Consider the following 23,891-nt stretch of genomic DNA (forward strand, 5'->3'; position numbering starts at 1 on the left):
TTAAAAATCGGATTAAAACCTATAGTGGTTTGTTAGTGCGGTTTTGTTCTACTTTGTCAGCAGCATCATCCATCCCGTCTTTTCCGTCTTTAAATTCTTTAATGCCTTTACCTAAGCCACGCATAAGTTCCGGAATTTTTTTACCACCAAAAAGCAATAAAACAATTACCAAGATAATGGCGATTTCCGCGCCACCTAAGCCAGCTATTAAGAATGTGTTTAACATGATATTTTAGTTAAAGTTGTGTTTTATCTGTTTCAATTTTTGGATTTTCATTACTTGTTGCAGCAACTACATCCTTTTTTTCTAAGTCAATTCCTTCCGCAGTAGTTTCCGCAGCAGTGGTAGTCGTATTTGTGCTACCAGGGTACATTTGTTCCTCCAGACTAGTTTCTTTCGGATGATGACGGCTATTGTCGTTGATTACATCGTTAAGATCATCTACGATACCTACGGAATTAATATTGCGATGGATTTCTCTTTTCACGCCATCTGAGGCATCTTTAAAATCGCGGATTCCTTTTCCTAATCCTCTTGCCAGTTCCGGAAGTTTTTTACCTCCAAATAACAAAAGAACAACGGCCAGGATCAGCATAATCTCACCACCGCCCATATTTAAGAATTCCAATACTGTTCCTGAATACATTTTAAGCTCTATTTTTTAAGTCAATATACAAATATAAACATTTCTCGCGCAATCCTCTATTTTGCAGACAGCCAACCCGCAGGATTTTGTGCAACGGTACCTCTGTAGATCTGGAATTGAAGTTCCGGCATATCGCCTGAGGAAGCGACAGTTCCGATGGTTTGCTTGGTGCTTACATCGTCTCCCTGCCCTACGCTAACAGATTTAAGGTTCTGATACACGGTAAAAAACTGTCCGTGTTTGATCAGCACATAATACCTGCCGAGTGCGTTTCCTACTTTAGTAACTTTTCCGTTAAATACGGCCCTTACCGCAGCGCCTTCGTTGGTTTGTATGGTAATACCGGCATTGTCATAGCTGGCTTGTCCTTCTTTGTGTTTACCGAAAGTCTCCGTGGTTGTTCCGGCAGCAACCGGCCATGGTAGAGAACCTCTGTTGCTTTCAAAAGCAGCGGATAGTTTTGCCGCTTCCGGAGTTGCAGTCAGGTAATTGTTACTGCTGTTTGCGGTGGCTGCTTTTTCCTTCGCTACAGGAGCAGCGGCCGGGGCAGCGGGAACCGGTTTGTTTTCGGCTTTTGCTTTAGCAACCGCAGCCGCTCTAAGGCGATCGGCTTCGGCTTTGGCACGTACAGCCGCAAGTCGGGCACGTTCTGCTGCAGCTCTCGCCTCAGCTTCCGCTTTCTTTTTCGCAATCGCAATCTCGCGGGCAATCGCCGAACGGATGCTTCTGTCAATCTGTGCCTGTTGTTTTTTACGGGCTACAATATCCTGTTTGTATTTCTTTTCCTGGGTGTTGAATTTGCTCAATACCTGAGCCTGCTCATTCTTGTTTTTACCCAGTTTATCTTTTTCACTTTCCTGCTCATGCAGCAAACTGCTTTTTTGTTTCAGGTTTTTATCCAGCACCACAATCTTATAGTTCAGGTCCTTTTGCGTCCCCTGGATATATCCTGCCTGCTTTTTCCGGTACTGACCGAACTGTTGCAGGTATTTTATCCTTTTATAAGCCTGGTTGAAATCGCTGGCCGCAAAGACAAACATCATCTTGTCGTACGCATTCTGGTTGCGTTGTGCAAAACGAATCATCCCCGCATACTCTTTTTTAAGCTGCGACAATTGTCCTTTTAAATTGACTACTGTGTTGGTATTTTCATGAATCTGGTTGTCCAGGTTCTTAATCTCAGAATTGATCACCGAAATCTTGTCCTGCATTAAACTGATTTTCGTGTTTAAGGCATTGATCTGGCTCTGCGTAAGTTTCTTGTTTTTAGCCGTCTTCGTCAGATTTCTCTGAAGCAGTTCTATCTCCCGTTGTATGGCGTCTTTTTTTCTTTTAAGCTCTGAACTGCTCTGCGCAACGGCGAAGTTGGCTGATAATAAAAATAAGAAGAGGAATAATATTTTATTTAGCTTCATTGCGTCAAAAGTATAAAAAAAATCAGTTTATTACTTCATACTTCCCCGGAACATTAAAGGGGAAGTCTACCGGAAGATTACTTTCTACCTTTGAAAAATCAATATTCAGCGCTATTTTTTGCGTTCCTGCCATAGAGTTGATCTGGATTGTGGTAGGAAACAAGGTCCCATTCATATTTTGGTAATCACCGTAAACTACCTTCAGTGCTTTCGCAGATTTCAGATCGTTTAACTGGTACTCCGACACCTTAAACAAGGTATTGAATAAGGCGAGGTAAGCAAGATCTGCCTGCTCGCCACTGATTTCCCAAACGCCGTTTTTAACCAATACATCCGCGTCCGTATTCATGAACTCCGGAATGGTATTTCCAGACAAAATGGCCTGCAATAATTTATAGGTGACCTGCGGGTTTGTAAAACGATGCACATAGCTGAAAGGCTTGCCCAGATACACCCCCTGCCATTTATTCAGGACCCTGATGCTATCCGGAGTAAGTATTGCCCTACCCACTTCAATCCCCATCGGACCGCCAATGGACACCCAAATCCCTTCATCCTTACGAATGCGGATGTTCATGCTCACATTATTGACGTTCCCGTTGATGTCCATACGGGCTTTTCCCCTCAATGACAAAGTGCTATAGGAAATATCCTTTTCCTCCAACATCTTTATCGTCTCCATTTTTTTGGCATCTACCGGAGCAACACCCGTTACGGGAGGAACCACTACTAACTTTTTCTTTGTTTTACAAGCCATGGTTAAAGAAACCAGTGCCACAAAAAGCAGGCTATTTAATATATTTCTTCTCATTGATCTTTCGTTTTAAATTGGCAGCATCATTTCCTGCATCCTTTGCTTTCTGCCATTGGATCAACGCGGCTTCCTGTTCTCCGTTTAAAAACAGGATATCAGCATAATGTTCCAGATAAAGACCATTTCCGGCGCCATCATGCTGGATGGCCAGTTCTGCCCAGGTTTTCGCTTTATCGTACTTGCCACGTTTAAACAACACCAGTGCATACGTATCCGCAACCGAGGTATTCCCGGGCAAGGCCGCTGCTGCTTTCGCCACCAGGGCTTCTGCTTTCTCCAGGTCCTGATTACTCAACGCGAGATAAAAGGCATAATTGTTTAAGAGCAGGTAATTATTCGGTGCCAGCGTCACAGCCTTATCAAAGGCCGTATTTGCTTCCTTAAATTTCTGTTCATCCAGAAAGATTTCTCCCTGCAAAGCAAAAACAAGGGCCTGAAGATCCGGATTATCTCCGTCCAGCTGCATTGCTGATTTAATATTGGTCATCGCCGCCGCATTCTGCTGATCGCGATGCAAGGCAAAAGCCAGGTAATAGTAAAGAATCCCCTGATTCGGAAAAATGGCCAGGGCCTCTTCTCCGGTTTTCGCGGCAGCTTTATATTTCCCTAAGTTATTTTGAATGGTTAATACCCGTTCCCATACCGGATACAGCTGACCGCTGATTTTCAATACCTCCTGATATTGCTGTAAAGCAGCGGATAAATCTCCTTTTTGATATAGTAAATCGCCATATAAAGCGAGCATATTGGGATCCTTTTCTGAGGCTTGCAAAGTCAGCCTGGTCAATGCTAAAGCTTCTTCTAAGCGCAGGGAGTTTTTAGCACTTCCGGCAATCATCAGGATGATTTTACCCTTCCTTTGCGTCGGCATTTCCGGGTTGGCAAAAGCCTCCCTCAATGCCTGTCCGGCTTCCATATTTTTCTTGATATTCTGATAATAATCGGCTAATGCCAGATCAATTTCATAATCTTCCGGAGTAATGCTTTTCGCTTTCTTAAGCAATGCTAATGCATTTTCCAGTTGCCCTTTTTCTAACATAGACTGACTGAGGTCCAGCATACCCGGTACATCATCCGCTCCTGCGGAAAGCATGTCTTCCATAGCAGCTTTACCAGCCTCTTTTTTGTTGCCCAGGTCGATCCGTTGTCTGGCCTGAAGCAGCGCTTTGGAGACCCCGAATTTCCTTTCCAGGTCATCGTAAGCTTTTAGCGCTTCCGTGGTTTTACCCATTAACAGATAGGCATTGCCCCTGTCAAAATAAAACGCATCATTGTCGGGCGCCAGGCGGATCAGTTCATTAAATACACCAACCAGCCCTTCCATATCTCCCTTGCGTTTATACAGCTCGGCCATCATCTTCCAATACCAAAGGTTGTTTGCATCCAGCGTCACAGCTCGTTTAATGGCCGTTTCTGCTTCCGCTAATTTATTCTGGCGGTAGTTGAGACTCGCGATTTCATAATAAACGGCAGCATTTTTCGGATCTATGGCCAGGATCTTCTGGAAACTCTCTCCCGCCTTGCTGTAATTTTCATTCAGCTTCTCCCGCAATCCGGCGAAGAAAAGGGTCTTCACTTCAGTACTATCCAATTTTGGATTTACAGGTTGTTGTGCCGCAGCCGACAAGCCTGCAAAAAGTAATGACAGTAAAAGAATCCTTTGCTTCATCGTTATTTTATTTATTTACCAGTATGGCCGTAACCACCAGCACCACGTGCTGTATCCGACAATTCTTCTACTGCTTCCCATGAAATGGTTTCATGTTTTGCAATCACCATTTGTGCGATGCGATCACCATTGTTCACTACAAAATCTGTATCAGATAAGTTCACCAACAATACTTTGATCTCTCCGCGGTAATCTGCATCGATTGTTCCCGGAGAATTTACAATACTGATGCCATGTTTATAAGCCAATCCGCTACGAGGACGAATCTGTGCTTCAAAACCTACAGGCAACTCAATGTGCAACCCTGTTGGGATCAATATGCGTTGCAAAGGTTTAATGGTGATTTCAGTTTCCACAAACGCACGCATGTCCATTCCTGCCGCATGAGCAGTTTCATATTGAGGTAAGGCGTGTCCGGAGTTGTTAATGATATTGATCTTCATTGTAATAATTGTTTTTATTTATTGTTCTGGAAGCGATCAACCTACATTTTCAGTATTGAAAATGAAATGTCTACTGATCAGTACTTCCGTTTATTCTAATTTTTTAACCGCTTAGGTTTTTAATCCTGTTAACTTTTCCTTTTAGCGCTTCCCGGCTTTTAACCGGTTTAAATTTAACCTGCTGATCTTATTCAACCTTGCTACTTCTTAAACAGGATGCGTTTCAACTGGTCTTTCTCGAAATAGGCGATTCCGCCGACAAAAGCAAGCAGCAATACATTTCCAATATAAATATTCCTGTTGAACACCCAGAAAGATAAAACGACCAGCACCACTGAAATGATTAAATAGATCAGAATTCTTTTCAGGTCATACGGTATCGGATAATATTTCTGGCCTAATATATAAGAGATCACCATCATCACAAAATACGCCAGCATAGAAACCCATGCAGAGCCCATATAACTGAATTTCGGAATCAGTACGAAGTTAAATACAATGGTAATGAATGCACCGATCAGGGAAATGTACAAACCGAAACGGGTTTGATCTGACAAACGATACCAGATAGACAGGTTCGAATACACCCCCAGACAAACATAGCCGAACAGCAAAAAAGGGACTGCCGGCAGTCCCACCCAATATTCCGGTTTGCTGATAAAGTGTTTCAAAAGTTCGATATTGGCAATTAAGCCCACAAATAAAATCACCAATGCGATGACAAAATACTGCAGAATGATGGCGTAAGTCTGCCTGGCATTCTCCTTCTTCGCATGACTAAAAAAGAAAGGTTCTGCACCTAAACGGAAGGCGGTAACGAAAATACTGATGAAAATGGCAATCTTACAGACTGCTCCGTAAACCCCTACCTCATAATCTGCGATTTCATCCGGCAATAACCTGCTCAATACAATCTTGTCCAGATTCTCGTTCACGATAAACGAAAGGTTGGCGATCAATACCGGCCATGAATAAGAGAACATTTTCCCGAAAAGCTCCTTGTCAAACTTCAGTTGAAGCTTTAAAAACTCTGGCAGCAACAAGATAAATGTCACCACACTGGCAATTAGATTGGCTACAAATACATAACCCACCCAAACGCCACGGTACCAGGACGACAACCATTCGGCCATTGGCCAGTCGTGTTTAATGATCCATGGAATCACATAGATAAACAGCAGGTTGAAACCTACAAAACAGCCAATGTTCAGAAATTTAATCAGACTATACTTTAATGGACGTTCATCTGCCCTTAATTTGGCGAATGGAATCACACAAATCGCATCGATAAACAGGATCCCTATAAAGAACTGCACATAATGTTTATAATCTGTGAGTTGTTTCGGGTCATCTGTTAAATAGGCCGCAATCGGATTTGCCAGCACCAGTCCTGTAATTAAAAACAGGGTAGAAATGAAAGCGATCACCAGGAAGGAGTTGTTGTACACCTCCTGCTTTCTATCCTCATGTTTATTGAGATACCTGAAATAGGTACTCTCCATCCCAAATGCCAATATTGCATTGATCATCGAAGCATAGGCATACATTGTCGTGAAAATACCATATGTCCCCGCAGCAAACTTGCTGGTATAGATCGGGGTCAGGATAAAATTAAACAGTCTGGAAAATACAGTACTTAAACCATAGATTGCAGTCTGACCGAGGAATTTCTTAATGACAGACACGCGTTATTTTTTGATGATTTCGAAATTACGGTAGCCCTTCAATTCTCCGGGAGTTACTTCTACAGTTTCAATCTTTGCTCTATCCGGACCTTCATTACACCATTCTTCAAAAACTTCTAAAGAGGCATCATCGCCTTCTGCTTCCAGGTATAAGGTACCGTCTTTCTCATTCTTCACTATTCCGCGGACACCCATTTGATCTGCGATTGCTTTTGTGGTTTCCCTAAAGGACACCCCCTGCACCTTTCCGGTAACTCTTATATTGATGTGTTTCATTCTTAATTATTTTGTATATTTTCAATGCTGGTTAAGCAGCTAATTACTGAGGATATTTTTCAGCTCCATACGCTACTTTATCATCGTCTCCAAAGCTAAAAATTCTTCCATAATACTACACAGAAGTCTGTCATCTAATTTACCAGAACTTTAGCTGAGAAATTCTATCCTTTTCCAATAGAAACTCCTGCCAGATGGCATCCAGTATTTCCGCAGCAGGCTTTATTTCTTCTAACATTGCAGACACCTGTCCGATTTCCAGTTCCCCTTCTGCTATATTACCTTCAAACATTCCTGATTTGGCTCTTGCGCGACCTAAAAGTTGTCGCAGTTCATCCGCATCGGCACCCTCAGCTTCAGCTTGCGCAACGGCTTCGGCAAAACTATTTTTCAGCAACCTCACGGGAACTATTTTTTTCAGACTCAACCGTGTATCTCCTTCTTTAGCGGCAATGATTTCTGATTTAAAATTCGGGTGCGCAGAAGACTCTTCCGCTACGGCAAAAGCCGATCCAATCTGAACCGCCTCTGCACCCAATGCAAAAGCAGCAAGCATCGCGCTTCCGCTACTGATACCACCGGCAGCAATGACCGGAATTTCCACTGCCTTTGCGACCATCGGAATTAAACACATCGTAGTGGTCTCTTCTCTCCCGTTATGTCCGCCGGCCTCAAAACCTTCCGCCACGATGGCATCCACCCCACAGGCTTCTGCTTTTAAAGCGAATTTGGTATTGGCAATCACATGGACCACGGTAATTCCTTTTTCTTTCAGGAAGCCCGTCCAGATGGCCGGATTTCCGGCAGAGGTAAACACAATCTTCACGCCTTCTTCAACAATGATCCTCATGACCTCTTCCACATTGGGATAAAGTAAGGGCACATTGACTGCGAAAGGCAAATCCGTTGCCTGTTTACATTTTACAATATGTTCTTTTAATACTTCAGGGTACATTGATCCGCCACCGATGATGCCCAGTCCGCCGGCATTGGATACGGCCGAAGCCAATCGCCAGCCGCTACACCAGACCATTCCGGCCTGAATCACCGGATATTTGATTTGAAATAAGGTCGTAATCCTGTTTTTCATTTATGCTAATCTTTTAATCTTACCTGTAATCCACATTTCCCCATCTTTATCCACAAATTCGAGCAGATTGATACCAGGAGTTTTTCCGGGGCTAAAACTTCCGAAACGATCCTCAATCCCTAAAAACTCAGCACCGTTAATTGTTGCCCAGTTCAGCAAGTCCGCTAAAGAGATTTTGAAATGTTCCTGCAATGTTTTCATTTCTGCTACAATACTCAGCTGATCGTTGCTGGCCAGACTGTCCGTCCCCAGTGTGAGCTTTACACCGGCTGCTAAAAACAAGGGAAGCTCCGGCAATTTATTCTCTATGTATAAATTTGCATTCGGACATAAACACCAATATACCCCCCGGTGGTTTTCTTTTGCAAAGTTCAGGTCGGACTTGCTGGTAAATGTATTGTGTACTAATAATGTTTTTAGTGCGGGAGAGAGTTTGGGTAAATAAGAGCGTAGCGAGGTTTCTCCTGTTGCTTTGAAAAAGTCAATATTTAAACCGAGGAATTCATACAGTTTCAAAAAACTTCCGGATTTATGTTCGAAGAACTCGTTCTCTTCCGGGGTTTCCTGATTATGAATACTGACCAGGTCCTGATGTTCTTCCGCTTCCCTGCTGATTTCCTTAAAAAGATTATCGGAGACCGAGTAAGGCGCATGTGGAACGATCGAAGCATTTAAAGGTCGAAAAGCTTTTTTCATGATTTTCGCTGCTTCGATAATATCGGAAGCTTTCTCCGGGTTGAAACCCATTGCTTCTATAAAGGTATGGTAATAGATTCCGCTGATTTCTTTGACTTCTTTCGAGATCAGTTTATTGGAAATATCCCCAACCGCCACAATCCCCTGCGCATACATCTTTCTATCTGCGGTTTCCATGGCATCAATTACTGCTGCATCATCAGCCTGTCTTTGTCGGATCACCTGCTCCACAAATCCCGGAAGTCCGGTATGCTTTGCAATTTTTCCCTCCAGGTGAGAGAGCTCCAGATGGCAATGGGTATTCACAAATCCGGGAACCAGGATACCTTCATAAAATTTAACATCGCTGATCCCTTTCGACTGCGCTTCGGCGGCCGTCAGGATTTCCAGAATTAAACCATTGGAATCCAAAGCAATTACTCCTTCTTTCAAAGGCCCGGAACTTACCGGATAAACATACGATGCAGAGATATAGGAAATCATAGGTACAAAGGAAAGATATTTTTTCCAATCTCTTCCTTCCTTCGGGATCCGTTCTACCTCCGTTCCAGCTGCGCCCCTATCCTGATGACCATTATACAATGGTTACAAGATGGTTGGATGATCCTTCCTTGATCCTCAGGACCTTCCAAAGGTTGAGTAAGGGTTATGTACCCCCTATGTAACGATTATGCTAATGTAGCCTCAGACTGAACCCATACCGGACACATCCCGAACGCAATCTGTATATTAGTAATACACTGATTGCTAATTCATTAATCATCAAACTATGGGAAGTTTAAACAATGGTTTATTTGGCGCTTTTAATGGCCGCGTAGGCAATCTGGTAGGCTATACGCTCAATGGAAAAAACGTGATCAGGGTAATCGGACATACCACAAAACCGCCAACCTTACCCAAGCTGGCCAATTTTCAAAAGATGACCGTTGTGAATGAGTTCCTGCGGAAAATGCAGGGTTTCCTCAAAATAGGTTTCCAGCATGAAGTATTGGGGACAGATAGAAACACCTATAATGAGGCGCTTTCCTATAATAAAAAACACGCTTTAAAGGGTGAATATCCAAACATCAGCATCGATTATCCTAAAGTGATGCTGAGTAAAGGCAGCCTGCGTCCGGCAGACCATCCAATCATTTCAAAGCCAGCTACCGCTGAAGGCATCGTATTTCAATGGGAAGTACCTGCCCATCTGCAAAACGGACATATTCACGACAGGGCCATGTTGCTCATACACTTCCCCGAATCAAAAACTTCTTATTCCATCTTTAGTGGCGCAAGAAGGCATGAAGGAAAAGACACGCTTTATATCGATCCCAACCTTTACGATGAGCAGATGGAAGCCTATATTACTTTCATTTCGCCTGACGGCGAAGAGATTTCAGACAGTGTTTATGCTGGTTCCATCGCCAAAAACCCCGTTAAGGAGGTTAATAATACAGAATTGATTGAAAAGGTAAAAACCGAAAAGGAAAACACAACTCATGATAACGCGGGACCTGCAGGAAGTAAAAAATCCAGCGCAGCAACAACAGCGCATCAACTCCTTAAAGCATCAGCCATTGATAAAACAACAGGCAAACCACTTTACAGCAGCAGTTTTTGCGCCCGGATTACCCAGCCGACAAACCTATTTCAATTCTCCGACAGAAAAAACCACAACATATATCCTCCTTTACTGACTATTTTACCGGCAGCACCTTGCTGATCCTCCAAAATTAACTATAAAACAGGCTAAAAAATAAAACCGGCTGACATAGGGTTGTCAGTCGCTCCTCTTTTCTTTGTGCTACAATTCAAACACAAGCTTTATAACTTAACTGTTCTACCATTCAACACACAAGTTCTAAAACTCAACTGTTCTACAATTTAAAACATAACGAAATGGAAATGATTAAAATGTTCCTGGAGGAACTCGCTCAGGAAGCACAGACTACGCGTAAAATGCTGGCCATCATACCTGCTGAAAAATTCGACTGGCAGCCACACCCAAAAAGCATGAAGGTAAAAGCACTTGCCAGCCATATTGCCGAGTTACCCACCTGGATTACCTATGCGGTAACTACTGATGAGCTGGACTTTGCGACCATGCCTTATGAGCCAAAAGACTTACAAACCAATGCTGATCTGATGACTCTTTTTGAAGAATCTCTGGAAGATGGCCGTTCGCACTTATCCGCAGCAAAAGAAGAAATCCTGTCGGAACCCTGGATTTTACGAAATGGAGAACAAATTTATTCTACGTTCACAAAGGGTAGTCTGATCCGACACACTTTATCCCAGATTATCCACCACAGAGCACAGCTAGGGGTCTTTATGAGGTTATTAGACATCCCGATTCCGGGCAGTTACGGGCCTAGTGCTGACGATCCTAAATTTTAGAATATCATAGCTTTACAATATTTTGATAGTTTATGTGGGTATATTTTGATTTCTTTGTAAACTGAAACAATTTATACCCATACCCATGTCTGATTCTACCACCCGATTAAATAAATACATTAGTGAGAGCGGTCTGTGCTCCAGAAGAGCTGCAGACAGATACATAGAACAAGGAAATGTATTTATCAATGGCCGGAAAGCCAAAGTAGGCGACCAGGTATTATTCGGGGATATCGTTACGGTGAATGGCCAGACCATTGAGCCAAAAGAAGTTGAAAATTCTATCTTAATCGCTTATAACAAACCTGTCGGCATTACCAGTACTACTGAAGCCGGGGTAAAAAGCAATATGGTGGATCATGTAAACCACAGCGAAAGGGTTTTCCCTATCGGCCGTCTGGACAAAGATTCACAAGGCTTGATTTTCCTGACTAATAACGGAGATATTGTAAACAAGATCCTTCGCGCAGGAAACAACCACGAAAAAGAATACGTTGTAACCGTTAACAAACCGATTACAGAGTTATTCATCACTGGCATGGGCAAAGGTGTTCCTGTATTGGGCATGATGACCAAAAAGTGTAAAGTAACTAAAGAAAGTACTTTTACTTTCAAGATTGTGCTTGTTCAAGGCCTGAACCGTCAGATCAGAAGAATGTGTGAGCATTTCGGATTTGAGGTGACGAAACTGGAACGTACCAGAATCATGAATGTAACGCTAAAAGGTATTCCTGTTGGCGAATGGAGAGAACTTACTCCGGCAGAGCAAACAGAGATTTTCAACCTTGTGGCGAAATCAAGCTCTTTAGAAGCAGCATCAGCAGCGAAAAAAGCAAAGAAACCAGTAACAGAAGAATTCGAAGCAGCACCTGCTCCGAGAAAGTTTTCTTCAGGCAGACCTGGTGGCCCACCAAGACCAGGCTCAGCAAGAGCTGGCGGAGCAAGATCAGCCGGACCAAGATCAGAATCTGACGGACCAAGATCGGCTTCGGGTAAACCAAGAGCGGATAAAAAATCAGGCAGTCCTTACCGTGGTGCTTCCTCAACTACCGATTGGAACAAGAGCAACGGACCAAGCAAAAGACCAGTAAGACCTTCAAGAGGAAACTCGGGTGCACCTGGAAAAAGCAGAGGACCAAAGCGTTAAACATAATTTGACTGTCATAATCCGGCAGTAAATCCATACTTTTTAAGCCAGCAAAATCAATTTTTGCTGGCTTATTCTTTTTTTAGGTAACTTTGCATCAAATGCTTACTACAAAAAAAACCGACATACGTTCACTGGACCTTCCTCAGCTGCAACAACACTTTATTAACATGCAGGAACCTTCTTACCGTGCCAAACAGGTCTACCAATGGCTATGGGAGAAATCTGCGCGCTCATTTGAGGAAATGAGTAACCTTTCTAAAGACCTTAGAAAGAAACTGGATGAAAACTATGCGATCAATGTAGTTGAAGTAAATAACTCCCAATTTAGTAATGACCAGACCATCAAAAGTTCGTTCAGACTCTATGATGGTAATATTGTAGAAGGCGTACTGATTCCTATGGAAGAGCGTATGACCGCCTGTGTGAGTTCACAGGTAGGTTGCAGTTTAACCTGTAAATTCTGTGCTACAGGATATATGGACCGCAAACGTAACCTGAATGCTGATGAGATCTATGACCAGGTGGTTTTGATTGATCAGCAGGCGAAGAAAAACTACAATGCCCCTTTAACGAATATCGTTTATATGGGCATGGGTGAGCCATTGCTAAACTACGCCAATGTATTAAAGTCTATTGATCGTATTACCGCACCAGACGGATTGAACATGTCGTACAAACGCATTACAGTCTCTACTGCCGGTATTGCCAAGATGATCAAGAAACTAGGCGATGACGGGGTTAAATTTAACCTGGCCATTTCTCTGCATGCGGCAAATGATAAGAAAAGAAATGAAATCATGCCGATCAATGAGCAAAACTCCTTGAAAGCGCTGGAAGAAGCTTTAAAATACTATTTCTCTAAAACAAAGAACCCGGTTACTTACGAATACATTGTATTCAACAATTTCAATGATGAGATTGAAGATGCGATGGAACTGGCAAAATTCTGTAAACACGTACCTTGTAAAGTAAACTTAATTGAGTACAACCCGATTCAGTTTGCTGACTTCCTGAATGCAGAAGGTGATAAAATTGATGCTTTCTCTACCTACCTGAAAAATCAGGGTGTAAATACCAACATCAGAAGAAGCAGAGGTAAGGATATTGATGCTGCCTGCGGACAGCTTGCCGTAAAAGAGCAAAACTAAATCCCGTATTTCAACCAGGCAATGGCTAATCAACATAGATTAGCCCATGCCCTTCTCCATTAAGAAAATTCATGACCTGATACAGCTGCTGTTTCCAATGGCCTGTTATGGTTGTGCGCTGCCTTTAATGAACGGCGAATCGGAAATTTGCAACACCTGCCTGGAAAGCCTGCCCTTTACCGACCACCACCTTCACCAGGAAAATCTGGTGGCCAAACAGTTCTGGGGACGAATCCCCCTGAATGCAGCCATGGCTATGCTTTTCTTTAAAAGAGGAAATGCGACAAGACAACTCATCCACCATTTAAAATACGGCAACCACCCGGAGCTTGGGCTAAAGCTGGGTATCCTGCTCGGAGAACGATTACTGAGCGCTCCACAGTATCAAGCTATAGATTTCCTGATTCCAGTACCCCTGCACCTTAAAAGAGCAGCACAACGTGGCTATAACCAGAGCGACTATATTGCCCGTGGCATTTCGCAGGTATTGGAGGTTCCCCTGAGCAACCGCCACCTTTTCCGCAAATCTGCAACCGATAGTCAGACCCGAAAAGGCAGGTTCCTTCGCTTTGAAAATATGGCCACCGCCTTTGAACTGCAAAATGCAGAAGAACTCGAAAACACCCATATCTTACTGATAGACGATGTGCTCACTACAGGAGCAACGATGGAAGCCTGTGCGCTAACCCTGCTCCAGGCCATGCCGGAGAAGATCAGCATTGCCGCTCTGGCTTTTGTAAAATAAAAAATCAGCGTTCATGAAACAATCCTTTACTCCGCTCGTTTATATAGGTGAGAGCGTTAATTTAAGATGGTAAAGGCCGGCATACCTGGTATAGGTTGCCGGCCTCTTACTGTCTAAATCAAAAGCAAGGTTTCTGCCCCCGGAACGTCATTAAAGCTCATTTCTAATTTTTTTCCGGTTAACTCAAGTAAATTCACAAATAAATCTAAAAACATTTTGATTACTCAAATATATTCCTTTACTTTGACCCTGAGAGCGTTAATTTAAGGGTCGATACCTTCACTTCTGTGGAATATCGGCCCTTTATCATTTCTAATAATTCCGCTTTTACAGCCCCTTAATTTTAAGAAAATCGTTGATTACGTATGGAAACGTGGTTTTAACCGAATGCGGCTAACCTGTTGAGCTCAGGTAGTCGGAAAGTACATTTCTCATGTCTTCCGGTTTAAAGGGCTTTAAGATATGTCCGTTCATACCGGACTCCGCAAACTTATTGTGTTCATCGTGTAAGGTAGAGGCGGTTAAAGCAAGGATAGGCACATTTTTATAATAATCGCCTTCCATGGCCCTGATCAGGGTAGTGGCTTCAAAACCATCTATTCCCGGCATTTTAATGTCCATAAAGATCAGGTCGTACACATTATCGCGTACTTTTTCCAGGGCTTCTTCTCCGCTGGCGGCAAAATCAAGACTGAGTCCCCATTTACCGAAGATACGTTTGGCAATTAAAGCATTGATCTCATTGTCGTCCACTAAAAGAATGCGTTTATCACTAAACATATCCGGTTCTGTGAATGGTTTTACCTGAGGCACATAATTGCTTGCCTTTTCAAAAGATATACTGAAATGGAAAACGGTTCCTTTCCCTTCTTCACTTTCCACCTGGATGTCTGCACCATACAGTTCCAGCATCTTTTTGGTGATCGTTAGTCCCAGTCCGGTACCTCCATATTTTCTGGAAATATCTGTTCTGGCCTGAATAAAGGGTTGGAAAATATAAGCCAGTTTTTCCTGTGCGATTCCGATTCCGGTATCTCTTACCTCAAAATAAAGCAATACACGGTCTTTCTCTTCGGAAAGCATTTTGATTTCCAGGGTAATCTTACCGTCCTGTGTAAACTTAATCGCATTCCCCAGAAGGTTCATCATCACCTGGTACAGGCGGGTTTTATCTCCTTTAACAAATTCAGGGATACTTTCCTCACAGCTCAGCTCCAGCTTATTATTTCTGGCCATCACATTCATCTGTAAAGAATTGATCACATCAGAAGCCAGGGCCTTGATACTAAAAGGAAGCGTTTCCAGCTGTACATTCCCGGTTTCCATTTTGGTAAGGTCCAGGATGTCATTGATGATGTTCAACAGGTTTTCGGCAGAGAAACGCAAGAGATTTAAATCCGGTAACTGTGATTCTTTAGGGTCATTATCGAGCAACAGGTGCGCCATTCCGATCACCGCATTTAGTGGTGTTCTGATTTCATGGCTCATCACGGAAAGGAACATCTCCTTTGCAGCACTCAGCTGTAAGGCCTGTTCTTTAGCTTCTACCATTTCCTTTTCTACCTGTTTCCGTTGGGAAATATCGGTGATCAGGTCAATCTGGCGTTCTACTTTTCCTTTCTCATTTACGATGGGCGTATTGGAAACGGATAACCAGATGGGTTCTCCTGATTTCTTTTTCGCCTGCACTTCTATCGAATAAGACTCCCTGTTGTTAGCCTTCTGTCTGGAAGCCACAATCAGTTCTCTTTGTGCTTCATCTTTGGAAAGGATATCTCCCAGCCTGAGGCCTTGCAACTCGTTCAGTGTATAACCGGTCAGTTTCTCCATAGAATGGTTAATCCAGGTGGTATACCCATCCCCATCGGCAATATTGACACCGGTATCTGTTTTGCTGGCCACTAAGGACAGCAGTTGTAATTCTTCTTCTGCTTTTTTCTTTTCGGTAATGTCGAGGATGATCTCCACTTCTATTTCCACTTTTCCTTCGTCATTGAAGACGACGGTATTGTAGATGGACAGCCAGATGGGCTGTTTGTCTTTACGGTAGGCCAATAGATCTACAGTGAAAGACTGGTGTCTGTTGGTGAGCTCTCTGGCCTGTTCTATCAGCTCCAGATCCGTTCCCGGTCCCTGGATCATATCGCCGAGGCGTTGCCCTTTGATGTCTTCCAGTGTAAATCCGGTAATCTTCTCAAATGCGGCATTTACCCAGGTCACATGGTTATCGGAATCATTGATTACGACTGCATTGTTCACTTTACTCGCCACGAAGGAGAGTTTCATCAGTTCATTTTCTACTCTTTTATTCTCCGTAATGTCTCTTCCATATGCATACCAGCGTCTGTTTTTACACACCATATTCCAGCTCAGCCAGCGGATTAACCCGCTTTTGGTGACAATCCTGCAATCGATATTAAACTGCTTTGTACCCGCAGCAAGCCCTGCTTCTATCGCATTAACCACCCTGTCGATGTCATCACGGTAGCAGAAAACCCAGGCAGTTAAACCAATGGCTTCTTCCACTTCATATTCCAGCACGGTAGTAACAGCATTGTTCACAAAGATCAATTCGCCTTTATCGTCCAGGATGCAATGAATTTCGGGGGATACCGTAGAAATATTGAGGAGTTCTTCAAAGCGCTGGTTTTTAAGGTTCAGCTCTCTGGCTTTTTTACGGAGGGAGATGTGGGTAATGACTTCTTTGGCAAGGATCTGTAGTCCTTCTTTCTGCGCTGCTGTCAATTTTTGAGGCATCCGGTCGAATACACAGAGGGTACCTAAACGGAAGCCATTTTCATCGATTAAAGGGGCGCCGGCATAATACCGTAAATGAGTCTGGCCGGTAACGAAGGGGTGATTGCTGAAGCGTTCATCCTCCATTGCATCACAGACTTCAAACACTTCATCCGATTGCATCACCTGCTCGGCAAAGGATACCTCTCTGGGCAGCTCCTTAAAATCGAATCCTAACACCGATTTAAACCATAACCGATCTTCATCAACTAAGGCAATGACAGCTACAGACGTATTGCAGATCAAGCTGGCCAGCTTGGTAATATTATCGAATTCCTCTTCCGGAGGAGTGTCCAATATATCATAATCCTGCAACGCCTTCAAGCGTTCCATTTCATAAGTTGATGAAGTCTGGTTATTCGTTAGCATGGAGTAAGTTATTCCCGATTATTTGTACAAAGGGAACTGACTTACCAGGCTGATTACTTTTTCTTTTACCGCGCTTAAATTATTCTCATCCTCAGAATTCGTAATTACCTGATCAATCAGATCAACAATGATATCCATTTCTTGCTCTTTGAAACCTCTGGAAGTGATGGCAGCTGTACCAACACGAATACCTGAAGTTACAAAAGGCGACTTATCATCGAAAGGAACCATGTTTTTGTTTACGGTAATATCTGCTTTTTCAAGCGCATTCTCCGCGGCTTTACCAGTAATATTTTTATTGCGAAGGTCGATCAGCATTAAATGGTTGTCTGTACCACCAGAAATAATACCGTAACCTCTTGCTACGAAAGCTTTAGCCATTGCCTGTGCATTGGCTTTCACTTGTGTGATGTAAGTTAAATACTCATCGCTTAAAGCTTCACCGAAAGCGATTGCTTTTGCAGCGATAATGTGCTCTAATGGTCCACCCTGAGTTCCAGGGAATACTGCCATATCTAAAACAGAAGACATCATTCTGATTTCACCTTTAGGAGTTTTCAATCCGAATGGGTTTTCGAAATCTTTTCCCATCATGATCATACCACCACGGGGACCACGAAGGGTTTTGTGGGTTGTAGTCGTTACAATATGGCAATGAGGAAGTGGATTAGCTAATAAACCACGTGCAATCATACCTGCAGGGTGAGAAATATCTGCCAATACCAATGCACCGATTTTATCAGCAACATTACGGATAAAAGCATAATCCCACTCTCTTGAGTAAGCAGAAGCACCGCAAATGATCAACTTAGGACGTTCCGCTAACGCGATTTCTTCCAGTTTAGCATAGTCGATTAAACCATCTTCTTTCTTTACTCCATAAAACAATGGCTGATACAATTTTCCTGAAAAGTTAACCGGAGAACCGTGTGTTAAGTGCCCGCCATGAGAAAGATCAAATCCTAAGATTTTATCTCCCGGCTGGATCACTGCAAGCATTACTGCTGCGTTTGCCTGTGCACCTGAGTGAGGTTGTACATTCACCCATTCTGCTCCAAAAAGTTGCTTTGCGCGCTCAATAGCGATGGTTTCAACTTCATCTACTACCTGGCAACCGCCATAGTATCTCTTTCCCGGAAGGCCTTCAGCATATTTATTTGTTAAACATGATCCTGCGGCTTCCATTACTTGTTTGCTCACAAAGTTTTCAGAAGCAATCAGCTCCAGCCCATTTTCCTGACGGTCCAATTCCCTGTCAATCAAATCAAAAATTAAAGTATCTCTAGTCATTTATTGAAGTATTAATTTGTAAAATTAACGATTTTCCTTCTTAGTTTGGTAACAAAATACCTTACTTTGTAGTTGTATTCTATAAAACACTGCATGGAAGATATCACCCGTCCATTATTACCAAACATAAATTATCCTGCTGATTTAAAGCAGTATAAAGAAGAAGATCTCGAACAAATTTGTCAGGAATTGCGTCAGTACATCATTGATGTAGTGAGTGTAAACGGGGGGCATTTTGGCGCAAGTCTGGGTGTAGTGGAACTCACTGTAGCCTTACATTACGTTTTAAATACGCCTTATGACAAGCTGGTCTGGGACGTTGGCCACCAGGCTTACGGACATAAAATCCTGACCGGAAGAAAATCAAAATTTCATACCAACCGCCTCCTTAACGGGATCAGCGGATTCCCTAAAATCAGTGAAAGTGAGTACGATACCTTTGGTGTTGGCCACTCTTCCACTTCTATTTCCGCAGCATTAGGGATGGCTGTCGCTTCTCATTATAAAGGAGAAACCGACCGTCAGCACGTTGCCGTTATCGGCGATGGCGCGATGACCGCCGGTCTGGCTTTTGAAGGCTTAAACCATGCGGGCATTGAGAGCTCTAACCTGTTGGTGATCCTGAACGACAACTGTATGTCGATCGATCCCAATGTGGGCGCGCTAAAGGAATATTTAACGAGTATTACCACTTCCAAATCATACAATCGCTTCCGCGATGACATTTCCAATGTTTTAATTAAACTTTCTGAACTGGGGCCAAATGCCCACAAGTTTGTGAAGAAAATTGAGAAAAGCATTAAAGGCACTTTATTGAACCAGAGCAATCTATTTGAATCCTTAAATTTCAGGTATTTTGGTCCGGTAGACGGCCATGATGTGGTGCGTCTGGCACAGGTGATCCGCGATTTAAAAGACATTCCGGGCCCTAAACTGTTGCACTGTGTAACGGTCAAAGGAAAAGGTTTCGCCTTAGCGGAAAAAGACCAGACCAAATGGCATGCACCAGGTTTGTTCGATAAGATTACCGGTGAAATCAAGAAATCTGTGGTAGATAAACCTCAGCCGCCAAAATATCAGGATGTTTTCGGACATACCCTGGTAGAACTTGCGGAAGAGAATAAAAAGATTGTCGGCATTACGCCTGCAATGCCATCAGGGTCTTCGATGAACATCATGATGAAAGCCATGCCTAACCGCGCTTTTGATGTGGGTATTGCAGAACAACATGCGGTTACTTTCTCTGCCGGACTGGCTACACAGGGGCTTGTGCCTTTCTGTAACATCTATTCCAGCTTTATGCAAAGGGCCTATGATCAGGTGATCCACGATGTGGCCATTCAAAACCTGAATGTAGTGTTCTGTTTAGACCGTGCAGGTTTTGCAGGTTCTGACGGGGCAACCCACCATGGTGCTTACGATTTAGCGTACATGCGTTGTATTCCAAATATGACTGTTGCTGCGCCAATGAATGAAGAAGAGCTCAGAAATCTGATGTATACTGCACAATTGGAGAATCAAGGTCCGTTTTCTATCCGTTATCCGAGAGGAAACGGGGTGTTAACCGACTGGAAACGTCCTTTCAAAGCCTTAGAAATCGGTAAAGGCCGCAAAATATGTGATGGAGAAGATGTGGCGATACTGACCATCGGTCATGTGGGTAATTTTGCCGTTGAAGCTTGTAAAGAGCTAAACAGCGAAGGCATTCACCCGGCACACTACGACATGCGTTTTGTGAAACCTTTAGATGAAGCTTTATTGCATGATGTATTTAAACGCTATAAAAATGTAATCACTGTAGAAGATGGTTGCCTGCAGGGCGGCCTTGGAAGCGCTGTGTTAGAGTTTATGGCCGATCATCAGTACAATGCTAATGTAACACGTTTGGGCATCCCTGATGAGTTTATTGACCATGGTGAGCAACAGGAATTATGGGCACTGTGTGGTTATGACACTGCCGGCATCATTTCTGTGGTAAAAAAAAACGCCGTGAGGAGAACAACAGCAACAATCGCTTCTTAACTGAATAATTTTCGGGTCTCCCGATCAACAATATACCAGAAAGGCCTGCTCATTTTAAAATGAGCAGGCCTTTTTCTTTAGCTGGCGCGTCCTAAACCAGGTTGACTATTTTCAGGACATGACAATCGCTTTTTTCTGATCTTTTTTTCTGATCAAAATTACTTTTGTTAATATTCGTTTCTCATTGCTTAACTGGCTTTTTGAGCAAATTCAAGCAGTGATTTTTCAATGATGACCAGACATTCTTTAATCTGTGCTTCGGTGATCACCAATGGAGGTGCCAAACGGATCTTATTGCCCTGGGTAGGTTTTGCCAATAATCCATGCTCCTGGAATTTAACACAGATATCCCAGGCCATATTAGATTCTTCCGGACAATAGATTACGATGGCATTCAGCAGTCCTTTTCCTCTAACCAGTTCAATGATGCCTATTCTTTTGGCAATATCTTCCAGACCAGCTCTTAAGACTTCTCCTAATTTAGCGGCATTTTCAGCCAGCTTCTCGTCCAGCACAACCTGCATTGCTTCGCGGGCTACTGCACAAGCCAGTGGATTTCCACCATATGTTGAACCATGTTCACCCGGTTTGATGGTCAGCATGATTTCATCATTGGCCAAAACCGCTGAAACCGGCAATACACCGCCTGAAATTGCTTTACCTAAGATGATCATGTCCGGCTGGTTAATTTTATCCTCCGAATTCACTTCATAAGAGGCTAGCATACTTCCGGTACGGGCAATCCCTGTCTGGATTTCATCCACAATAAACAAAACGTTGTACTGCTTACACAAAGCTTTGATGCGTGACAGGTAATCAGCATCCGGTACCACCACACCAGCTTCCCCCTGAATCGGCTCTACGATGAATCCTGCAATGTTCTTGTTTTCCTTTAACAGCGCTTCAAAAGCATCCACATCGTTATAAGGAACACGGGCAATCCCGCCTACAAATGGTCCGAAGTTGTTTCTGGCGCTATCGTCATCAGAGGCAGAAATCACAGAAATTGTTCTGCCGTGGAAGTTACCATTGGCAAAAACTATCGTTGCCTGATCGGCAGGGATACCTTTTACCTGATACGCCCACTTTCTACAGAGTTTCATGGCAGTTTCTACGGCTTCAACACCAGAATTCATGATCAAAGCTTTATCGAAACCGAACAGCTTGCAAAGGAATTCTTCGAAAGAACCTAATTTATCGTTGTAAAAAGCACGGGAGGTTAAGGTTAGTTTTTCGGCCTGGTTTTTTAAAGCGGCAATAATCCTTGGGTGACAATGACCTTGATTAACAGCCGAATATGCCGAAAGGAAGTCGTAATATTTTTTTCCTGCTACGTCCCAAAGGAAAACCCCTTCTCCTTTTTCCAATACCACCGGCAATGGGTGGTAATTGTGCGCACCATATTTATTTTCTTTTTCTATAAGCGCTTCGGCTTTAGTTAAATCTGCTGAAATCCCCATGGTTTAGTATGTCATTTTGGTAGGCTGCTAAGGTAATAATAATTTTTCGCCCTTAATTTAGAAGGCCGTTTACCCCTTACGGGGAAACGGCCTTCAGCTGATTTATTTTTGCGGAACAAAGTTTGGATTAGTATCCAGGGGTTTGAACCAGTACCCCTTTTGACTTATCGATTTCGATCTGTGGGACCGGCATCAGGTATAATTTATCTGACCATACACGTTGCTGAATCTGGCTGTTTTTAACATCAACTATACTTTTCATGACAGTTGGTGCAATTTTCCACCTTCTGATGTCCATATAACGCTGACCTTCTAAAGCCAGCTCTACTCTACGTTCTGCTCTGATAAACTCTCTTAACGCTTCTTTCGAAGCATATTTTGTTCTGTTTACCACTGGCATTCCTGCACGTGTTCTGATTTTATCTAAAGCTTCATAAATCGTGTTATCCGGACCAGAAACCTCATTCTTAGCCTCAGCATAAGTCAACAGAATCTCTGCGTAACGGATTAAGATCACATTTGCGTGGTTATCGATCTGCAAATCATAAAAAGCAGGATCTACCATTTTACGGAAGTTATAGCCTGTTCTGGAGAAGTTATTTCCAGCGGTCCATTTAAAGACATACTTAGCTTCTATCCCATTCCATTCTGCACCATCAAATAAGATACTTGCATAAAAGCGTGGGTCACGGTTTTTATATTCCTTAGCAAAGGAAACTTTATCATTAGCATACCAGTCTGCACGTTGCGCAGGACCTACAGGAACAATCGCTTCACCTGTTTTATAGTCGCCATAAGCATCAACCATGGATTGAGTTGGCGTTACAGAACTCCATCCACCTAATGTTGCAGGAGGTAAATACGTGTTTAAGTAATTGGCATCAATCTGAGGAATGTGCTGACGATCTAAAATCACCTCCTTATTACCTTCACTTTTCTGATAGAAAAGACGCTCATAATTACGCAATCCTCTAAGGAAATTCGTTTTATCATCTGCATCTGCAAAATCTACCCATTTGGTATAGTCATCCAGTTGATCATTTTTCTCTACCTCAGTGGTTGTGAACAGGTCATACCCCAGGCCCATTACCTCAGCCGCAGTTGCTGCTGCCTGTTGGTAATCTCCTTCAAATAAAAGAGCACGGGCTTTCAGTGCTAAAGCAGCTCCTTTAGTTATCCTACCTTTTTCATTTGGTCTGCCTCCTGCATATTGTGCCGGAAGTATTTTTGAGACTGCTTCCAGTTCAGACAATACAAAAGCCAATACCTCCTTCTTTGGTGTTCTTGGAAGATTTTCTTCTCCTAAAGCCAAAACTTTGGTCACAAGAGGTACATCTCCAAAAGAGTTCATCATTCTGAAATAAGAATAAGCACGCAGGAAACGTACTTCCGCTTTATATCTTTCCAGCAGATCAGCAGAGATAACGGTTACTTTGTCTGCATTTTCAAGAAAATAGTTCACACGGCGAATGTCTTTGAAATCCCATCCTGCATCTTCGGTAGAAGACATCGTTCCCGCAGAAACACTACTTGCAGTACTTTCCCATGCATTTTGCACATGCGCATTATCTGTGGCACCATCATCGTAAACGATTCCATCACCTGGCATTTTGGCATAAATACCCATTACTGCCTGATAAACATCATTCTCTCTCTTCCAGAAGGTATCTTCAGAGAGTTCGTTCAATGGAGGTCTCTCCAAAAAATCTTTTTGACAAGCGGTGATTGATGTTAACGTCAACAAGCCTGTTAGTAAATATATTGATGATCTTTTCTTCATTTTTTTAATTTTAATAT

At 43.0% G+C, this 23,891-nt stretch carries 20 protein-coding genes; 6 read left to right on the forward strand and 14 right to left on the reverse strand.

What is annotated here, in order from left to right:
- Positions 1 to 19: 19 nt before the first annotated feature.
- The 10 genes from OQX61_RS18710 to OQX61_RS18755 all read right to left on the reverse strand — a co-directional run bounded on the left by OQX61_RS18710 (position 20) and on the right by OQX61_RS18755 (position 9,218).
- A complete protein-coding gene (locus OQX61_RS18710; RefSeq protein ID WP_265843322.1) occupies positions 20 to 226 on the reverse strand; it encodes a twin-arginine translocase TatA/TatE family subunit in 207 nt (68 codons plus the stop codon).
- A gap of 10 nt (positions 227 to 236) precedes the next feature.
- Positions 237 to 647 carry a twin-arginine translocase TatA/TatE family subunit gene (locus tag OQX61_RS18715; RefSeq protein WP_265843323.1) on the reverse strand — a complete coding sequence of 137 codons (411 nt, stop codon included), beginning with the start codon at positions 645 to 647 and terminating at the stop codon, positions 237 to 239.
- A 56-nt stretch (positions 648 to 703) separates the two neighbouring features.
- Complete coding sequence (locus OQX61_RS18720) at positions 704 to 2,062, reverse strand: peptidoglycan DD-metalloendopeptidase family protein (RefSeq protein WP_265843324.1); 1,359 nt, start codon at positions 2,060 to 2,062, stop codon at positions 704 to 706.
- A gap of 22 nt (positions 2,063 to 2,084) precedes the next feature.
- Entirely contained in the window at positions 2,085 to 2,873 is a 789-nt protein-coding gene (locus OQX61_RS18725; protein ID WP_265843325.1) for a DUF4292 domain-containing protein, read from the reverse strand.
- Positions 2,851 to 4,545: a tetratricopeptide repeat protein gene (locus OQX61_RS18730; RefSeq protein ID WP_265843326.1), complete on the reverse strand. Its 1,695-nt coding sequence runs from the start codon at positions 4,543 to 4,545 to the stop codon at positions 2,851 to 2,853. The genes OQX61_RS18725 and OQX61_RS18730 overlap by 23 nt, the downstream gene beginning before the upstream one ends.
- Positions 4,546 to 4,556: 11 nt before the next feature.
- Positions 4,557 to 4,988, reverse strand: a complete 432-nt coding sequence (dut, locus tag OQX61_RS18735) for a dUTP diphosphatase (protein ID WP_265843327.1) — start codon at positions 4,986 to 4,988, stop codon at positions 4,557 to 4,559.
- A 200-nt stretch (positions 4,989 to 5,188) separates the two neighbouring features.
- A complete protein-coding gene (locus OQX61_RS18740) occupies positions 5,189 to 6,673 on the reverse strand; it encodes an oligosaccharide flippase family protein (RefSeq protein ID WP_265843328.1) in 1,485 nt (494 codons plus the stop codon).
- A gap of 3 nt (positions 6,674 to 6,676) precedes the next feature.
- Entirely contained in the window at positions 6,677 to 6,949 is a 273-nt protein-coding gene (locus OQX61_RS18745) for an acylphosphatase (protein ID WP_062546696.1), read from the reverse strand.
- A gap of 139 nt (positions 6,950 to 7,088) precedes the next feature.
- Positions 7,089 to 8,039, reverse strand: coding sequence for a nitronate monooxygenase (locus OQX61_RS18750; RefSeq protein WP_265843329.1), 951 nt, complete (start codon positions 8,037 to 8,039; stop codon positions 7,089 to 7,091).
- The gene (locus OQX61_RS18755) at positions 8,040 to 9,218 is read right to left on the reverse strand and encodes an amidohydrolase family protein (protein ID WP_265843330.1); all 1,179 of its coding nucleotides are present in this window, start codon (positions 9,216 to 9,218) and stop codon (positions 8,040 to 8,042) included.
- A 286-nt stretch (positions 9,219 to 9,504) separates the two neighbouring features.
- Here OQX61_RS18755 and OQX61_RS18760 point away from each other — a divergent pair, with 286 nt between their 5' ends.
- From OQX61_RS18760 to OQX61_RS18780, 5 genes are all read left to right on the forward strand, one after another.
- Complete coding sequence (locus OQX61_RS18760; protein ID WP_265843331.1) at positions 9,505 to 10,440, forward strand: DUF6266 family protein; 936 nt, start codon at positions 9,505 to 9,507, stop codon at positions 10,438 to 10,440.
- A 176-nt stretch (positions 10,441 to 10,616) separates the two neighbouring features.
- The gene (locus OQX61_RS18765) at positions 10,617 to 11,114 is read left to right on the forward strand and encodes a DinB family protein (protein ID WP_265843332.1); all 498 of its coding nucleotides are present in this window, start codon (positions 10,617 to 10,619) and stop codon (positions 11,112 to 11,114) included.
- Positions 11,115 to 11,199: 85 nt separating this feature from the next.
- The gene (gene rluF, locus OQX61_RS18770; protein ID WP_265843333.1) at positions 11,200 to 12,261 is read left to right on the forward strand and encodes a 23S rRNA pseudouridine(2604) synthase RluF; all 1,062 of its coding nucleotides are present in this window, start codon (positions 11,200 to 11,202) and stop codon (positions 12,259 to 12,261) included.
- Between the two features lie 101 nt (positions 12,262 to 12,362).
- A complete protein-coding gene (gene rlmN / locus OQX61_RS18775) occupies positions 12,363 to 13,412 on the forward strand; it encodes a 23S rRNA (adenine(2503)-C(2))-methyltransferase RlmN (RefSeq protein ID WP_265843334.1) in 1,050 nt (349 codons plus the stop codon).
- Between the two features lie 46 nt (positions 13,413 to 13,458).
- Positions 13,459 to 14,157, forward strand: a complete 699-nt coding sequence (locus OQX61_RS18780) for a phosphoribosyltransferase family protein (protein ID WP_265843335.1) — start codon at positions 13,459 to 13,461, stop codon at positions 14,155 to 14,157.
- A gap of 393 nt (positions 14,158 to 14,550) precedes the next feature.
- Here OQX61_RS18780 and OQX61_RS18785 read toward each other — a convergent pair whose 3' ends face one another.
- Together OQX61_RS18785 and glyA are read right to left on the reverse strand one after the other, a co-directional pair.
- The gene (locus tag OQX61_RS18785; RefSeq protein WP_265843336.1) at positions 14,551 to 17,322 is read right to left on the reverse strand and encodes a PAS domain S-box protein; all 2,772 of its coding nucleotides are present in this window, start codon (positions 17,320 to 17,322) and stop codon (positions 14,551 to 14,553) included.
- An 18-nt stretch (positions 17,323 to 17,340) separates the two neighbouring features.
- Positions 17,341 to 18,612: a serine hydroxymethyltransferase gene (glyA, locus tag OQX61_RS18790; RefSeq protein WP_265843337.1), complete on the reverse strand. Its 1,272-nt coding sequence runs from the start codon at positions 18,610 to 18,612 to the stop codon at positions 17,341 to 17,343.
- 93 nt (positions 18,613 to 18,705) lie between these two features.
- On the opposite strand from glyA, the gene dxs reads away from it, so the two are divergent.
- The gene (gene dxs, locus OQX61_RS18795; RefSeq protein ID WP_265843338.1) at positions 18,706 to 20,634 is read left to right on the forward strand and encodes a 1-deoxy-D-xylulose-5-phosphate synthase; all 1,929 of its coding nucleotides are present in this window, start codon (positions 18,706 to 18,708) and stop codon (positions 20,632 to 20,634) included.
- A 188-nt stretch (positions 20,635 to 20,822) separates the two neighbouring features.
- On the opposite strand, the gene rocD is transcribed toward dxs, so the two are convergent.
- Both rocD and OQX61_RS18805 read right to left on the reverse strand, forming a co-directional pair.
- Positions 20,823 to 22,094: an ornithine--oxo-acid transaminase gene (gene rocD / locus OQX61_RS18800; RefSeq protein ID WP_265843339.1), complete on the reverse strand. Its 1,272-nt coding sequence runs from the start codon at positions 22,092 to 22,094 to the stop codon at positions 20,823 to 20,825.
- A 127-nt stretch (positions 22,095 to 22,221) separates the two neighbouring features.
- A complete protein-coding gene (locus tag OQX61_RS18805; RefSeq protein WP_265843340.1) occupies positions 22,222 to 23,874 on the reverse strand; it encodes a RagB/SusD family nutrient uptake outer membrane protein in 1,653 nt (550 codons plus the stop codon).
- Positions 23,875 to 23,891: the final 17 nt, after the last annotated feature.

This window comes from Pedobacter sp. PLR, assembly GCF_026239675.1.
GTDB lineage: Bacteria > Bacteroidota > Bacteroidia > Sphingobacteriales > Sphingobacteriaceae > Pedobacter.

What these genes read in the sequence shown, in the direction of transcription:
- OQX61_RS18710 (WP_265843322.1), bottom strand. Translation starts at nt 226, where the DNA reads ATGTTAAACACATTCTTAATAGCTGGCTTAGGTGGCGCGGAAATCGCC.
- OQX61_RS18715 (WP_265843323.1), bottom strand. Translation starts at nt 647, where the DNA reads ATGTATTCAGGAACAGTATTGGAATTCTTAAATATGGGCGGTGGTGAG.
- OQX61_RS18720 (WP_265843324.1), bottom strand. Translation starts at nt 2,062, where the DNA reads ATGAAGCTAAATAAAATATTATTCCTCTTCTTATTTTTATTATCAGCC.
- OQX61_RS18725 (WP_265843325.1), bottom strand. Translation starts at nt 2,873, where the DNA reads ATGAGAAGAAATATATTAAATAGCCTGCTTTTTGTGGCACTGGTTTCT.
- OQX61_RS18730 (WP_265843326.1), bottom strand. Translation starts at nt 4,545, where the DNA reads ATGAAGCAAAGGATTCTTTTACTGTCATTACTTTTTGCAGGCTTGTCG.
- dut (WP_265843327.1), bottom strand. Translation starts at nt 4,988, where the DNA reads ATGAAGATCAATATCATTAACAACTCCGGACACGCCTTACCTCAATAT.
- OQX61_RS18745 (WP_062546696.1), bottom strand. Translation starts at nt 6,949, where the DNA reads ATGAAACACATCAATATAAGAGTTACCGGAAAGGTGCAGGGGGTGTCC.
- OQX61_RS18750 (WP_265843329.1), bottom strand. Translation starts at nt 8,039, where the DNA reads ATGAAAAACAGGATTACGACCTTATTTCAAATCAAATATCCGGTGATT.
- OQX61_RS18755 (WP_265843330.1), bottom strand. Translation starts at nt 9,218, where the DNA reads ATGATTTCCTATATCTCTGCATCGTATGTTTATCCGGTAAGTTCCGGG.
- OQX61_RS18760 (WP_265843331.1), top strand. Translation starts at nt 9,505, where the DNA reads ATGGGAAGTTTAAACAATGGTTTATTTGGCGCTTTTAATGGCCGCGTA.
- OQX61_RS18765 (WP_265843332.1), top strand. Translation starts at nt 10,617, where the DNA reads ATGGAAATGATTAAAATGTTCCTGGAGGAACTCGCTCAGGAAGCACAG.
- rluF (WP_265843333.1), top strand. Translation starts at nt 11,200, where the DNA reads ATGTCTGATTCTACCACCCGATTAAATAAATACATTAGTGAGAGCGGT.
- rlmN (WP_265843334.1), top strand. Translation starts at nt 12,363, where the DNA reads ATGCTTACTACAAAAAAAACCGACATACGTTCACTGGACCTTCCTCAG.
- OQX61_RS18780 (WP_265843335.1), top strand. Translation starts at nt 13,459, where the DNA reads ATGCCCTTCTCCATTAAGAAAATTCATGACCTGATACAGCTGCTGTTT.
- OQX61_RS18785 (WP_265843336.1), bottom strand. Translation starts at nt 17,322, where the DNA reads ATGCTAACGAATAACCAGACTTCATCAACTTATGAAATGGAACGCTTG.
- glyA (WP_265843337.1), bottom strand. Translation starts at nt 18,612, where the DNA reads ATGACTAGAGATACTTTAATTTTTGATTTGATTGACAGGGAATTGGAC.
- dxs (WP_265843338.1), top strand. Translation starts at nt 18,706, where the DNA reads ATGGAAGATATCACCCGTCCATTATTACCAAACATAAATTATCCTGCT.
- rocD (WP_265843339.1), bottom strand. Translation starts at nt 22,094, where the DNA reads ATGGGGATTTCAGCAGATTTAACTAAAGCCGAAGCGCTTATAGAAAAA.
- OQX61_RS18805 (WP_265843340.1), bottom strand. Translation starts at nt 23,874, where the DNA reads ATGAAGAAAAGATCATCAATATATTTACTAACAGGCTTGTTGACGTTA.